General features: G+C 70.1%; 13 protein-coding genes. 6 read left to right on the forward strand and 7 right to left on the reverse strand.

What is annotated here, in order from left to right:
- The first annotated feature begins 18 nt into the window (after window positions 1–18).
- Window positions 19–1,185 (forward strand): acetylornithine deacetylase, encoded by a 1,167-nt coding sequence (gene argE, locus ACO2Q0_RS09285; RefSeq protein ID WP_423351209.1) that lies wholly within the window; start codon window positions 19–21, stop codon window positions 1,183–1,185.
- On the opposite strand, the gene ACO2Q0_RS09290 is transcribed toward argE, so the two are convergent.
- The gene (locus ACO2Q0_RS09290) at window positions 1,160–2,188 is read right to left on the reverse strand and encodes a glycosyltransferase family 2 protein (RefSeq protein WP_423351210.1); all 1,029 of its coding nucleotides are present in this window, start codon (window positions 2,186–2,188) and stop codon (window positions 1,160–1,162) included. The two genes, argE and ACO2Q0_RS09290, sit on opposite strands and share 26 nt — an antisense overlap.
- Before the next feature lie 33 nt (window positions 2,189–2,221).
- Between ACO2Q0_RS09290 and rfbC the strand changes: the two genes are divergently transcribed.
- Window positions 2,222–2,776 (forward strand): dTDP-4-dehydrorhamnose 3,5-epimerase, encoded by a 555-nt coding sequence (gene rfbC / locus ACO2Q0_RS09295; RefSeq protein ID WP_423351211.1) that lies wholly within the window; start codon window positions 2,222–2,224, stop codon window positions 2,774–2,776.
- Here rfbC and queG read toward each other — a convergent pair.
- Window positions 2,773–3,900: a tRNA epoxyqueuosine(34) reductase QueG gene (queG, locus tag ACO2Q0_RS09300; protein ID WP_423351212.1), complete on the reverse strand. Its 1,128-nt coding sequence runs from the start codon at window positions 3,898–3,900 to the stop codon at window positions 2,773–2,775. The genes rfbC and queG overlap by 4 nt on opposite strands.
- A complete protein-coding gene (locus ACO2Q0_RS09305; protein WP_423351213.1) occupies window positions 3,881–4,567 on the reverse strand; it encodes a glutathione S-transferase family protein in 687 nt (228 codons plus the stop codon). Before ACO2Q0_RS09305 ends, queG begins: the two co-directional genes overlap by 20 nt.
- A 279-nt stretch (window positions 4,568–4,846) precedes the next feature.
- On the opposite strand from ACO2Q0_RS09305, the gene lpdA reads away from it, so the two are divergent.
- The 3 genes from lpdA to ACO2Q0_RS09320 all read left to right on the forward strand — a co-directional run bounded on the left by lpdA (window position 4,847) and on the right by ACO2Q0_RS09320 (window position 7,025).
- Window positions 4,847–6,253 (forward strand): dihydrolipoyl dehydrogenase, encoded by a 1,407-nt coding sequence (gene lpdA, locus ACO2Q0_RS09310; RefSeq protein WP_423351214.1) that lies wholly within the window; start codon window positions 4,847–4,849, stop codon window positions 6,251–6,253.
- On the forward strand, window positions 6,235–6,663 hold the full coding sequence (locus ACO2Q0_RS09315) for a GNAT family N-acetyltransferase (RefSeq protein WP_423351215.1): 429 nt from the start codon (window positions 6,235–6,237) through the stop codon (window positions 6,661–6,663). Before lpdA ends, ACO2Q0_RS09315 begins: the two co-directional genes overlap by 19 nt.
- 65 nt (window positions 6,664–6,728) lie before the next feature.
- Complete coding sequence (locus ACO2Q0_RS09320) at window positions 6,729–7,025, forward strand: hypothetical protein (protein WP_423351216.1); 297 nt, start codon at window positions 6,729–6,731, stop codon at window positions 7,023–7,025.
- Here the strand turns inward: ACO2Q0_RS09320 and ACO2Q0_RS09325 are convergent.
- From ACO2Q0_RS09325 to fsa, 3 genes are read right to left on the reverse strand one after another with little or no spacing between them, the layout of a single operon-like run.
- Window positions 7,022–7,948, reverse strand: a complete 927-nt coding sequence (locus tag ACO2Q0_RS09325; RefSeq protein WP_423351217.1) for a tyrosine recombinase XerC — start codon at window positions 7,946–7,948, stop codon at window positions 7,022–7,024. The genes ACO2Q0_RS09320 and ACO2Q0_RS09325 overlap by 4 nt on opposite strands.
- On the reverse strand, window positions 7,933–8,616 hold the full coding sequence (locus ACO2Q0_RS09330) for a DUF484 family protein (RefSeq protein WP_423351218.1): 684 nt from the start codon (window positions 8,614–8,616) through the stop codon (window positions 7,933–7,935). Before ACO2Q0_RS09330 ends, ACO2Q0_RS09325 begins: the two co-directional genes overlap by 16 nt.
- A 10-nt stretch (window positions 8,617–8,626) precedes the next feature.
- On the reverse strand, window positions 8,627–9,280 hold the full coding sequence (gene fsa, locus ACO2Q0_RS09335) for a fructose-6-phosphate aldolase (RefSeq protein ID WP_423351219.1): 654 nt from the start codon (window positions 9,278–9,280) through the stop codon (window positions 8,627–8,629).
- A gap of 62 nt (window positions 9,281–9,342) precedes the next feature.
- On the opposite strand from fsa, the gene ACO2Q0_RS09340 reads away from it, so the two are divergent.
- Window positions 9,343–11,505, forward strand: a complete 2,163-nt coding sequence (locus ACO2Q0_RS09340) for a primosomal protein N' (RefSeq protein ID WP_423351220.1) — start codon at window positions 9,343–9,345, stop codon at window positions 11,503–11,505.
- Window positions 11,506–11,515: 10 nt separating this feature from the next.
- On the opposite strand, the gene ACO2Q0_RS09345 is transcribed toward ACO2Q0_RS09340, so the two are convergent.
- Window positions 11,516–12,313 carry a TerC family protein gene (locus ACO2Q0_RS09345; RefSeq protein WP_423351221.1) on the reverse strand — a complete coding sequence of 266 codons (798 nt, stop codon included), beginning with the start codon at window positions 12,311–12,313 and terminating at the stop codon, window positions 11,516–11,518.
- Between the last annotated feature and the right edge of the window lie 185 nt (window positions 12,314–12,498).

The following is a 12,498-nucleotide window of genomic DNA, read 5'->3' on the forward strand; positions in this document are numbered from 1 at the left end:
AGGGTCTATGGCTGGGCGATGACGGCTGATCTCTATCCGTCCGCCAAGGACCTGCTGGCCACGCTGGTCGGCTTCGACACCACCTCGCGGGGATCGAACCTCGCCCTGATCGAGTGGGTCGAGGCCTATCTGGACAGCCTGGGCGTTCCACACCGGCGCGTGCCGAACGCCGACGGCTCCAAGTCGAACCTGCTGGCGACCATCGGCCCGGCCGACCCGGGCGGCGTCGTGCTGTCGGGCCACACCGACGTGGTGCCGGTCGACGGCCAGCCCTGGAGCACCGACCCCTGGACCGTGGTCGAGCGCGACGGCCGCCTCTACGGCCGCGGGACCTGCGACATGAAGGGGTTCCTGGCCCTGGCGCTCGCCGCCGCGCCCGAGCTGTCGAAGACCGCGCGCAGGCCTGTCCATCTGGCCTTCTCGTTCGACGAGGAGATCGGCTGCCTGGGCGCCCCGCTGATGATCGACGTGATCCGCCGCGAGCTGCCGCCGCCGGCGCTGGTCGTGGTGGGCGAGCCCACGGACATGGTCGCGGTGAACGGGCACAAGGGCATCGCGACCTTCAAGGTGACGGTCACCGGCCGGGAATCGCACTCCAGCCAGACCCAGCAAGGCGTCTCGGCGATCATGGCTGCGGCGCGGTTGATGAATTCGCTGACCGATCTTTCCGAGCGGCTGGAGCGCCAGGCCGATCCGGCTTCGCCGTTCACGCCCAGAGGTCCGACGCTGACCATCGGTCTGGTCGAGGGCGGCACCGCCCACAACATCATCGCCCGCCACTGCGAGTTCGTCTTCGACCTGCGCTGCCCGCCCGGCTTCTCCACGGACCAGGTGCTGAAGGACTTCCGCGCCGAGGTGGCCGCCATGGACGCGGCGCTGAAGGCCCGCGCGCCGGAGGCGGGCGTCGTCCTGGAGAAGCGGACCGACGTGCCGCCGTTCGCGCCCGAACCCGACGGCGCCGCTGAGGCCTTCGCGCGGCGCCTGGCCGGCGACAACGGTCCGCCGCGGGTGGTGGCCTTCGCCGCCGAGGCCGGCCAATTCCAGCAGGCGGGGTTCTCCACCGTGATCTGCGGCCCGGGCTCGATCGCCCAGGCCCATCAGCCGGACGAGTACGTCGAGGTCAGCCAGATGCAGCGCGGCGCCAGCTTCATGCGCCGGCTTATCGAGTGGGCGGCAGAGGCCTGACGACCGCCCGCCGGCCCGACAGGTCGCGGGGGTTCCAGGTCATCGCCCGAGCGATATCGAGCGCCGAGCTCCGCCGCGCCCGCTGCACGACCCGCCGCGCCCTCAGCACCGGTCCGAGCCCCGCCAGCGCCGCGCGGTAGGCCCTGAGCGTCACGCCCAGGTAGCGCCGGTTCGGCTTGCGCGTGGCGATGTAGGCGGCGCTGAGCAGGTGCGCCGGCAGCACGAGCGGCAGCAACAGCGCAGGCGTGTCCTTCACCAAAACCCAGAAGCGGTTGCGATAGCCGTGGAAGAGGGCGAACTCCGACTTCGAACCGCCCGACGACGCCGAGCCGACATGCCGGACGACGGCCGACGGGACCAGCGCCGTGGCCTCGCCGGCGAGCTGCAGCCGGTAGCCCAGGTCGACATCCTCGCAATAGCAGAAGAAGCTCTCGTCGAAGCCGCCCAGCTCCAGGAACAGCGCCCGGTCGATCAGCATCGCCGCGCCACAGGGGCTGAACACCTGGCCCTCCGGCGTATCGCCGGGATCGCGCTGCAGATAGCCTCCGCGGTACGGGATGCACGGCAGGCTCATCACGTCGCCCAGGCCGTCCAGCACGCCCGGATCCTCGTCCATCACCTGGCGCGAGGTGAAGCTCTTCACCTCGGGAAGGCGCTGGGCGGCGGCGATCAGTTCGGCCAGCCAATCGCGCTGGGGATAGGCGTCGGGATTAAGCAGGGCGAGCCAGCGGCCGCGCCCCTCGCGGGCGGCCTGATTGCAGGCGGCGGCAAAGCCCAGGTTCTCGGTGTTCTCGATGAGCCGGGCGCCAGGGACGATGCCGGCGGCGTCCTGCGCCTCCCGGTCGGGCGAGGCGTTGTCGATGAGCACCAGCTCGAAGTCCCGGAATGTCTGCGCCGCCAGGTGCTGCAGGCAGCGGGCCAGGGTCGCGCCGCTGCGATAGGCGACGACCGCGACCGTCACCTTGGGGCTTTGCGGCTTGTTTTCGCCTTGAGGCTGGGCCATGCGGGGGCCTGCTGGAACTCCCTGACAGACGACATGACCGCGATCTCGCCGCTAGCCCTGCCCGACGTCCTGCTTATCACGCCCAAGCGCTTCGGCGATGTCCGCGGATGGTTCTCGGAAACCTGGAGCCGCAAGGCGATGTCCGCGGCCGGCGTCGACACCGAGTTCGTGCAGGACAACCAGGCGCTCAACACGAAGAAGGGCACCCTGCGCGGCCTGCACTTCCAGAAGGCGCCCCACGCCCAGGGCAAGCTGGTGCGGGTGCTTCAGGGCGCGATCTTCGACGTGGCGGTCGACATCCGCCCGGGCTCGCCCACCTACGGCCAGTGGGCCGGCGCGACCCTGACGGCGGAGAAGGGCGAGCAGCTCTGGGTGCCGCGCGGCTTCGCCCACGGCTATGTCACCCTCGTGGACGACACCATGCTCTTCTACAAGGTGGACGGCCTCTATGCGCCGGAGACCGAGGGCGGCCTCATCTGGAACGATCCCGACCTGGGCATCGCCTGGCCCCTCGACGGCGAGCCCGTGCTCTCCGAGAAGGACCAGATCCTGCCGCGCCTGAAGGACCTCGGCGAAGTCGGGTTCTAGCTCGCCAGCCACTCCTCACGCACCTCGGCGTCGGGTTCGGCAGGCAGCCGGGCCGAACGAAGGGCTTCGAAGTCGGGCGGCGCCAGCAGTCGCGACAGGGCCCAGGCCGCCGCGCCGCGCACGACGGGCGCCGGATCGTCCAGCAGCCGCGCCGCCTCCTGCGCGAGCGCCCGGTCGCCCGAATTGCCGATGGCGTAGAGCACGTTGCGGACGAAACGGTCGCGGCCGATACGTTTCACCGGGCTCTTCGTGAAGAGCGCGCGGAAGGCGGCGTCGTCCAGGCGCACGAGCTCGGCGAGGGTGGGCGCCGTCAGCGCTTCGCGAGCGGCCAGTTTCTGTTCGCGAGCGCCTTGGGCGAACTTGTTCCAGGGGCAGACGGCGAGGCAGTCGTCGCAGCCGTAGATCCGATTGCCCAGCGCCTCACGAAATTCGCGCGGGATCGGCCCTTTCAGCTCGATGGTCAGGTATGAGATGCAGCGGCGCGCATCGAGCTGGAACGGCGCCGGGAAGGCGTTGGTGGGGCAGACCTCCAGGCAGGCCTGACAGGATCCGCAATGCACCGGCTCCGGCGCGTCGGGCCGCAGCTCCACCGTCGTCAGCACGGAGCCCAGGAAAAGCCAGGAGCCGAACTCCCGGCTGACGAGATTGGTGTGGCGGCCCTGCCAGCCGACGCCCGCGCGCTCGGCCAGGGGCTTCTCCAGCAAGGGCGCGGTGTCGACGAACACCTTCACCTCGCCGCCGAACCGCTGCTGCATCCAGCTCGCCAGCCGCTTCAGCTTCTTCTTGATCAGCTCGTGGTAGTCGTCGCCCTGGGCATAGACGCTGATGGCGGCCCGGCCCTTCTGCGCCAGCACAGCCAGGGGATCGTGCTCGGGGCCATAGTTGACGCCCAGAACCACGGCCGACCGGGCGTCGGCCCACATCGCCCGGGCATGGCGGCGCCGCTCGCGGGTCTCGGCCATCCAGCCCATCTCGCCGTGCCGCCCGGCGTCCACGTACTCGTAAAGCCTGGCCGCGGCGGGCCAGGCCTCGTCGATGTCGGTGAAGCGGCAGAGGTCGAAGCCGAGCGCGGCGGCCTCGGCGCGGATCAGGTCTTCGGGGCGGTCAGAAGTCGAGATCGTCATAATGCGGCGCGGGCGTCAGGCCCGGCCAGCGGTCCGTGAGCAACGGCCGGAAACACGGCCGGGATTTCAGCTTCATGTACCACGTCTTCACACCGGGGAAGTCCTTCCACGGCACATCGCCGAAGTAGTCGATCACCGACAGGTGGGCGGCGCCGGCGAAATCCGCCAGGGACAGGCGCTTGCCGGCCAACCACTCGCGCGTCTCGAGCAGGCTCTCGATGTAATGCAGGTGGACCTTCAGCCCGTCGCGGCCCTGGCGCAGGTTGGCGAGCTCCGGCGCGCCCAGCCCCAGCAGCCGCTTCTCCATCTTCTCGTGCAGGATGTAGCCGCCGGCTTCGAACTCGAACTTGCGGTCGAACCAGGAGAGCAGCCGCCGCGCCTCGGCGCGCTCGGCCGCCTCGCGGCCCAGCAGCGCGGGCTCGGGCGCGGTCTCTTCCAGGTGGTCCAGGATCGCCCGGCTCTCGCACAGGACGAGGGGCTCGCGGCCCTCGGTCGTCTCGACCATAACCGGCACCAGACCCGACGGATTGAGCTGGGTCAGCTCCTTCGGCCGCTCCCAATAGCGCACCGGCGCCTCAGCGAAGGGCAGCCGCTTCTCGCCCAGGGCCAGGCGCACCTGGCGCGAGGCGGGGTCGAGCGGAAAGTGGTGCAGGGTGCGGTCGACCATGGGCTCTGCGGCGGCGCCTCTTCCTCGCGCGAATCGGGTGTTCGCCTGAACTGCGCCCAACGGCCTTAAGGGGGCGTTTACTGCGTTTGATTTCCGGGGCGGCGCGGACACAATGTCCGTGAGCCGGAACCGCTCCCGGTCCGAGCTTCGGAACCCCATATATCCGGCAGGCCGCGCCTAGGCGCACGAAGGTGGGGTCTGGGTGGTTGACCTTGGGCGTTCGAGGCCTAGGGTGCCCGCCCATTTTCAAGGCCCACTTTCCGGGGACCAGAGCGGACCATGGCTGAGACCACCACCTACGACGTCGTGATCATCGGGGGCGGCCCGGGCGGCTACAACGCCGCGATCCGGGCGGGCCAACTGGGCCTGAAGGCGGCGTGTGTGGAAAGCCGGGCGACCCTGGGCGGCACCTGCCTGAACGTCGGCTGCATGCCGTCGAAGGCGCTGCTGCACGCCTCCGAGCTCTTCGCGGCCGCCGGCGGCGAATTCGCGACCCTGGGGATCGAGGTGAGCCCCAAGCTCAACCTGCCGCAGATGATGAAGCAGAAGGCCGACAGCGTCGGCCAGCTCACCAAGGGCATCGAGTTCCTGTTCAAGAAGAACAAGGCCGACTGGGTGAAGGGCTTCGGCCGCATCGCGGGCCCGGGCAAGGTCGAGGTGAAAGCCGAGGACGGTGCGGTCTCGACGCTGGAGGCGAAGCACATCGTCATCGCGACCGGCTCGGAGCCCTCGAAGCTGCCGGGCGTCGAAGTGGATCAGCAGCGGATCGTGGACTCCACGGGCGCTCTGTCGCTGCCGGAAGTGCCGAAGCATCTGATCGTCATCGGCGCGGGCATCATCGGTCTGGAGCTGGGCTCGGTGTGGCGCCGCCTCGGCGCCCAGGTCACGGTCGTCGAATATCTGGACCGGATCACCCCCGGCATGGACGCCGAGCTGGCCAAGACCTTCCAGCGCTCGCTGAGCAAGCAGGGCATGGAGTTCAAGCTAGGAGCCAAGGTCACCGGCGCCAAGGCCTCGAAGAAGGGCGTCGAGCTCAGTTTCGAACCGGTCGCCGGCGGGGCGGCCGAGACCATCGAGGGCGATTACGTGCTGCTGGCCATCGGCCGCCGGCCCTACACCGAAGGCCTGGGGCTGGAGACCGTCGGGATCACGCCGGACAAGCGCGGCTTCATCGAGACCGACCACTTCAAGACCAGCGCGGCGAACGTCTGGGCGATCGGCGACGTAACCCACGGCCCGATGCTCGCCCACAAGGCGGAGGAAGACGCGGTGGCGGTCATCGAGACCATCGCCCGCGGCTACGGCCACGTGGACTACAATCTGGTCCCCTCGGTGGTCTACACGAGCCCGGAAGTCGCCTGGGTCGGCAAGACTGAGGAGCAGCTGAAGGAAGAAGGGCGCGCCTACAAGGTCGGCAAGTTCCCCTTCAGCGCCAACAGCCGGGCGAAGATCAACCACGAGACCGAAGGCTTCGTGAAGGTGCTGGCCGACGCCGCCACCGACGAGATCCTGGGCGCGCACGCCATCGGTCCGTCGGTCTCGGAAATGATCGGCGAGTACTGCGTGGCGATGGCCTTCCGGGCGGCTTCGGAGGACGTGGCGCGCACCTGCCACCCACACCCGACCCGGTCCGAGGCGCTGCGTCAGGCCGCGATGGGCGTCGAAGGATGGACGATGCAGGCCTGATCGTCCGGCGCGCGCGGCCAGACGAGCTCGCCGCCTGCGCCGAGCTCTACGTCCGCGTGCTCCGCGAGACCTTCACCTGGACGCCGCCCGAGCGGCACCAGGCGGCCGATTTCCTGCGCGCAGCGCGCGTCGAGGAGGTCTATGTGGCGGCCGAGGGCGACCGGATCGTCGGTCTCGCCGCCTTCTACCGGCCGCAGAACTTCCTGCACTCGCTCTACGTGGACGACCGCGGTCGGGGCGTGGGCAAGGTCCTGCTGGACCACATCAGCGCGGTGGCCGACGGGCCCGTGTCGCTCAAGTGCCAGGCGGCCAATCTGAAGGCGCAGGACTTCTACCGGCGCGAGGGCTTCCACTGCACCGAGGCCGGCGCCGACAACGGCGTCGCCTGGCTGCGCTTCGTCCGTGGCTGAAACTTGATTTGCCGACGCGCAGTCGTGGTGGCAGCCTTCGCGACCTTGAGACGAAGGAGGCCAGAATGCTCGCACTTCTTGCCGCCGCGACCACCCTCGCCGCCGCACTGCCGGCGCCGCTGCCGGAGGTGCGGGTCTATCGGGGGCCGCACGCCCGGGCCGCGGCCGAAGCGGACATGCTGTGCAAGTCGCAGGGCACGATCCTGACATTCGCCGACCCGGCGCTGCTCTACCGCAACGACGGAAAGGCCAAGGTCCAGCGGCTAGCCGAGCTGCCGAAGGCCAATCACGAGAAAGCGGTCGCCAGATCGGTCGCCAACTGCGCCAATCCCCTCGTCGTGCAATACGGCGCCGGGCGCTAGGCCCGCGGGTGGGCGCTCGCGTAAGCGCTGAGCAGGGCCGCGGCGTCCACCTCGGTATAGCGCTGGGTCGTCGAGAGCGAGGCGTGCCCCAGCAGTTCCTGGATCGAGCGCAGGTCCGCGCCCGCGCCGAGCAGGTGCGTGGCGAACGAGTGACGCAGCGCATGGGGCGTCGCGCTCGCCGGGAGGCCTAGCCGGCCCCGGAGGTTCTGCACGGTCGCCTGCACATGGCGCGGAGTAAGCGGTCCGCCGCGCTTGGCCCGGAACAACGGCTCGTCGGGAGAAAGGGCAAAGGGCGCGGCCGCGAGGTACTCGTCCACCGCCTGCCGCACCGCCGGGAGCGCGGGCACTATGCGGGTCTTCGAGCCCTTCCCGACGATGCGCAGCTGTTCGGGGATTGGCGCGTCGCACCGCTTGAGCGACAGCGCCTCTGAAATCCGGAGCCCGCAGCCGTATAGCAGGGTCAGCACCGCCTGGTCGCGGGCGACTTCCCAGTCTTCGCGATCCGGATCGAGCGCCGGCTCGGCGATGAGGCCGATCGCCTGGTCTTCGGTGACCGGCCGGGGCGCCCCCGGTTTCGCGCGCGGGCCGCGGACCAGCGCGATGGCGGCGTTGGGGATCTCCAGCCGGCGGTCGAGGAAGCGGTGGAACGTTCGGATGGCCGACAGCGCCTGGCTCAGGGAGCGCGGCGACAGCGGCGTCTCGCCCGAGCGGAGATGCGCCAGCCAGGCGCGGACCTCGCCGGCGGTGATCCCGCCGAGGTCGCGGGCAGACAGGCTCTCGCCGCGGTGCTGCTCCAGGAAGACGATGTAGCGCTGGGCGGCGAAGCCGTAGGCCTCCAGCGTGCGCGGCGAGGCGCGACGCTCGTTCGCCAGGTGCTCGAGCCAAGCGGCCCGGGCCTGGCCGGCGCTCAGAGGAGCGGCCATCGCTCCGCCGTGCGCTCGACCACGCGCGCCAGGAAGGCGACCAGCTCGGATCCCATGTCTGAAGTGAAGCCCTCGGGATCGTGCGAGCCGAAGGCCAGGAGGCCTTGGCGAGACGGTTCCCACATGGCCATTCGGACCATGGCCATCGACCGGACTTCACCGCCGTCTTCGCCGAAGAGGCCGAGCGCCGTCGGCGCAAAGCCCATGCGGGCGAGCCGCTGCGGCCCATCGAGGATCATGTCCACCTGGCCTTCCACCAGATGCTTCCAGCCGGCGGGGGGATGGCCCTCGCTCTCGAGTGCAATGACGCCGGCCGCGAGCCCGAAGCGGGTGCGGGCGAGCTCGTCGACGCGGCGGGCGAGGTCGGAGTGGTTCCGGCTGTCCAGCAGGTCGACGACCGCGCCGTGGGTCTGCGCCTGGGCCGAGAAGTTGGCGCGCGCCGTCTCCTCCAGCAGCTGGCGCATCTCGGCCTCGCGCTGGTGGGCGGCATGCACGCGGGCCAGCGCCGCGGGGCCGAAGTCGACGACGTTGCCGACCGCCACCTTCAGGCCGAGCTCGGCCAGCAGACCGTCGTCCTCACGGATGAAATCGGGATTGTCGGCCAGGAAGCGCCGCACGGCGGACGGCTCCAGGGGCGCTCCGAACATGTCGCCCTGCGTGCCGTCCATGGTTAACCCCTCAGAGAATCGACTGACCCGTCTTGGCCCAGTCCGCGAGGAATTGTTGAAGCCCCTTTTCGGTTAACGGGTGCTTGAAGAGGGCCTGGAAGACGTCGGGCGGGATGGTCGCACAGTCGGCGCCGGCGAGCGCGGCCTCCGTCACGTGCTTGGGCGTGCGGATCGAGGCGGCCAGGATTTCGGTGTCGTAGTCGTAGTTGTCGTAGATCGCCCGGATCTCCGAGATCAGGTCCATGCCCTCGGCGCCGTGGTCATCCAGGCGGCCGATGAAGGGGCTGATGTAGGTCGCGCCCGCCTTGGCGGCGAGCAGGGCCTGAGCGGCCGAGAAGCACAGCGTGACGTTGGTCTGGATACCCTCGGCGCAGAACTCGGCGGTGGCGATCAGGCCCTCCCGGGTCAGCGGCACCTTCACCACCACGTTGGGCGCGACGCCGGCCAGCTTGCGGCCCTCGGCCAGCATGGTCTCAACGTCGACGGCGGCCACCTCGGCGCTGACCGGGCCCTCGACGACGCCGCAGATCTCGGCGATCACCTCCAGCATGTTGCGGCCGGACTTGGCGATGAGCGACGGGTTCGTCGTCACGCCGTCGACCAGGCCGGTCGAGGCCAGATCCTTGAGAAGGGCGACGTCGGTGGTGTCGAGGAAGAGCTGCATCAGGATACCTTGGACTTGTTCGGGCCGCTTGTAGCGGCCAAGAGGGGTTGAGCGAACCCCCGATGAGCCGCATCGCCTCCGTCCTGATCCCCATGCCGTTGCCGGAGGCCTTCGATTACGAAGAGCCGGAGGGCATGGACCTCGGCCTGGGCGACCAGGTGGCGGTGCCGTTGGGACCACGGCTGATCCGGGGCGTCGTCACCGCGCTGCGCGACGGGACCGGCGGCAACCGCCCGCTCAAGTCCGTGGCCGAGCGGCTGGACGAGCCGCGCCTCCCCTACGGAACCGTCGAGTTCGTGCAATGGGCGGCGCGCTATGCCGTCGATGTCCCCGGCGCGCCGCTGGCCATCGCGCTCCGCGGCGCCCGTGCGCCGAAGGCGAAACCCACGCGGGTCCTGGAGGCCACGGGCCTGGCGCCGGGGCGGTCGACGCCGGCGCGGGCCAGGGTGCTCGAGGCCGCGGCCGCGGGGCCGATGTCGGGCCCCGATCTCGCCCGCGCCGCGGGGGTGTCGGCGGGTGTGGTGAAGGGCCTGGTGGACGAGGGCTGCCTGGCCGAGCGGCTGGTGACGCCCGATACGGGCTTCCAGCCGCCGGACGCCAGCCGCAAGGGTTCGCATCTCAACCCGAGCCAGGCCGCCGCCGCCGCCGTCCTGGCGGAGATGGCGCGGGCCGGCAAGTTCGACGTGGCCCTGCTGGACGGCGTGACCGGCTCGGGCAAGACCGAGGTCTATCTGGAGGCCGCCGCGGCCGCGCTGGCGTCCGACCCCGACGCCCAGGTGCTGATCCTGCTGCCCGAGATCGCGCTGACCCAGGCGGTGATCGCAAGGGTGACCCAGCGCTTCGGGGCCCGACCCGGGGAGTGGCACTCCGACGTGGCCCCGCCGGCGCGGCGGCGTGTGTGGGAGGCGGTGGCGGCCGGCGACTGCCGCATCGTGGTCGGCGCCCGCTCGGCCCTGTTCCTGCCGTTCCGCAAGCTGGCCCTGATCGTCGTCGACGAGGAGCACGACAGCTCGTTCAAGCAGGAGGACGGCTTCATCTACCAGGCCCGCGACCTTGCCGTCGCCAGGGGCAAGATCGAGGGCGCGGCGGTGATCCTCGCCTCGGCGACGCCCTCGCTGGAGAGCCTGCGCAATGCCGAGGCCGGCCGCTATCGCTGGCTCCGGCTGTCCGCCCGGCACGGTGCGGCCCAGCTTCCGGACATCGCGCTGATCGATCTGCGCGAGACGCCGCCGGAGGCGGGACGCTGGCTGTCGCCGCCGCTGGTCGCCGCGATGCGCGAAACCTACGGGCGCGGCGAGCAGACGCTGCTGTTCCTGAACCGCCGGGGCTACGCGCCGCTGGTGTTGTGCAAGGCCTGCGGCGAGCGGATGACGGCGCCGGATACGGACTCCTGGCTGGTCGAGCATCGCTACTCCGGACGGCTCGTCTGCCACCTCACCGGCTTCTCCATGCCGAAGCCGGCGGCCTGCCCCCACTGCGGGGCCAAGGACAGCCTGGTCTCGATCGGCCCGGGCGTGGAACGCGTCGAGGAGGAGGCGAGGCATCTCTTTCCGGAAGCACGCATCGCCGTCTTCTCGTCCGACACCGTGTTCGACGCCCGCGAGGCCCGGCGGCTCGTGGAGAGCATGGCCGCAGGCGAGATCGACATCCTGGTCGCCACCCAGGCGGCGGCGAAGGGGCACAACTTCCCCAAGCTCACGCTGGTGGGCGTGGTCGACGCGGATCTCGGCCTGCGCGGCGGGGACCTGCGGGCGGCCGAGCGCACCTACCAGCTTCTGGCCCAGGCGACCGGCCGCGCGGGGCGTAAGGATCGACCGGGCCGCGCCCTGCTGCAGACCTATGCGCCGGACCATCCCGTCATGCAGGCCCTGCAGGCTCAGGATCGGGACGCCTTCGTCGAGGCCGAGATGGCCGAACGCGAACTCGCCGGACTGCCGCCGTTCGGGCGGCTGGCGGCGGTGATCGCCTCGGGCCCGGACGCCGCCCAGCTCGAAGCCTTCATGCAGACCATGGCTCAGGCCGCCCCGAACACGCCGGGCGTGGAAGTGTACGGTCCGGCCGACGCGCCGCTGGGCCTGGTGCGGGGCCGCAGGCGAAAGCGGTTCCTGGTCCGCGCGGACCGCGGGGTGGACCTTTCGGCCTACATGGCCGCGTGGCGAGCCCGCGTCAGGCCACCCGGGCAGATCCGAGTGGCCATCGACATCGATCCGTACAGCTTCCTCTGAGCGCGGGCGCTCAGTGCTTCGTCTCGCCGGGCGGAGCCTTCTTCGCGCCGGCCTTGCGGGCCAGCATGTTCAGGGCCTCCACGCCGGCTGAGAACGCCATGGCCGCGTAGATGTAGCCCTTGGGCACGTGGAAGCCGAAGCCGTCGGCGATCAGCACGGCGCCGATCATCAGCAGGAAGCCCAGCGCGAGCATCACCACGGTCGGGTTGTTGTTGATGAAGTTGGCCAGCGGATTGGCCGCCACCAGCATCAGGGCCACCGTGACGATCACGGCCGTGAACATGATCGGCAGGTGGTCGGTCATGCCGACGGCGGTCAGGATCGAGTCGATCGAGAACACCAGGTCCAGCAGCAGGATCTGGAAGATCGCCGAACCCATGTTCGTGACCACCTTGCCGCCCGTGTCCATCACGCCGTGGCCGTCGCCGGGCTCGACCTTCTCGTGGATCTCGGTGGTCGCCTTCCAGACCAGGAACAGGCCCCCGGCGATCAGGATGAGGTCGCGCCAGGAGAAGTTCAGCTCCCACATCGGCTGACCGTGGCTGTCGAGCGGTCCCTGCCACGGCAACGAGAAGACGGGCTGCACCAGGCCAACGATGAAGGCGAGGGTGGAGAGGAGGGCCAGACGCATCACCAGCGCCAGGGTGATGCCGATGCGCCGCGCCTTGGCGCGCTGGTGCTCTGGCAGCTTGTTCGAGAGGATGGAGATGAAGATCAGGTTGTCGATCCCCAGCACCACTTCCATCACGATGAGGGTGATGAGGGCGGCCCATGCGGCCGGGTCGCTCAGCAGAGCGGCGATGTCCATGAAGCTCTCCCAGTTTCCTGCCAAGCTAGATAGCGCATCGGCGGGCCGCGCCTAGCCCTGCTCATCGCGCGGGCAGGCATGATCGATTTTCTGTCGCCCGACGCCTTTCGGCACGCCTTGGTGAAGTGTCGGCCTCTTCCGCCGGACATTACCGAAAAGCAATGCGCTCGGGGCGACCGAGCTCT

It is taken from the genome of Phenylobacterium sp. VNQ135, assembly GCF_049445735.1.
In the GTDB taxonomy this organism is placed as follows: Bacteria; Pseudomonadota; Alphaproteobacteria; order Caulobacterales; family Caulobacteraceae; genus Phenylobacterium.

Excerpts from the sequence above, each read along its gene's own strand:
- ACO2Q0_RS09305 (WP_423351213.1), bottom strand. The coding sequence starts at position 4,567 with ATGGTCGACCGCACCCTGCACCACTTTCCGCTCGACCCCGCCTCGCGC.
- queG (WP_423351212.1), bottom strand. The coding sequence starts at position 3,900 with ATGACGATCTCGACTTCTGACCGCCCCGAAGACCTGATCCGCGCCGAG.
- lpdA (WP_423351214.1), top strand. The coding sequence starts at position 4,847 with ATGGCTGAGACCACCACCTACGACGTCGTGATCATCGGGGGCGGCCCG.
- ACO2Q0_RS09320 (WP_423351216.1), top strand. The coding sequence starts at position 6,729 with ATGCTCGCACTTCTTGCCGCCGCGACCACCCTCGCCGCCGCACTGCCG.
- rfbC (WP_423351211.1), top strand. The coding sequence starts at position 2,222 with ATGACCGCGATCTCGCCGCTAGCCCTGCCCGACGTCCTGCTTATCACG.
- ACO2Q0_RS09290 (WP_423351210.1), bottom strand. The coding sequence starts at position 2,188 with ATGGCCCAGCCTCAAGGCGAAAACAAGCCGCAAAGCCCCAAGGTGACG.
- ACO2Q0_RS09315 (WP_423351215.1), top strand. The coding sequence starts at position 6,235 with ATGGACGATGCAGGCCTGATCGTCCGGCGCGCGCGGCCAGACGAGCTC.
- ACO2Q0_RS09325 (WP_423351217.1), bottom strand. The coding sequence starts at position 7,948 with ATGGCCGCTCCTCTGAGCGCCGGCCAGGCCCGGGCCGCTTGGCTCGAG.
- ACO2Q0_RS09340 (WP_423351220.1), top strand. The coding sequence starts at position 9,343 with ATGAGCCGCATCGCCTCCGTCCTGATCCCCATGCCGTTGCCGGAGGCC.
- fsa (WP_423351219.1), bottom strand. The coding sequence starts at position 9,280 with ATGCAGCTCTTCCTCGACACCACCGACGTCGCCCTTCTCAAGGATCTG.
- ACO2Q0_RS09345 (WP_423351221.1), bottom strand. The coding sequence starts at position 12,313 with ATGGACATCGCCGCTCTGCTGAGCGACCCGGCCGCATGGGCCGCCCTC.
- ACO2Q0_RS09330 (WP_423351218.1), bottom strand. The coding sequence starts at position 8,616 with ATGGACGGCACGCAGGGCGACATGTTCGGAGCGCCCCTGGAGCCGTCC.
- argE (WP_423351209.1), top strand. The coding sequence starts at position 19 with ATGACGGCTGATCTCTATCCGTCCGCCAAGGACCTGCTGGCCACGCTG.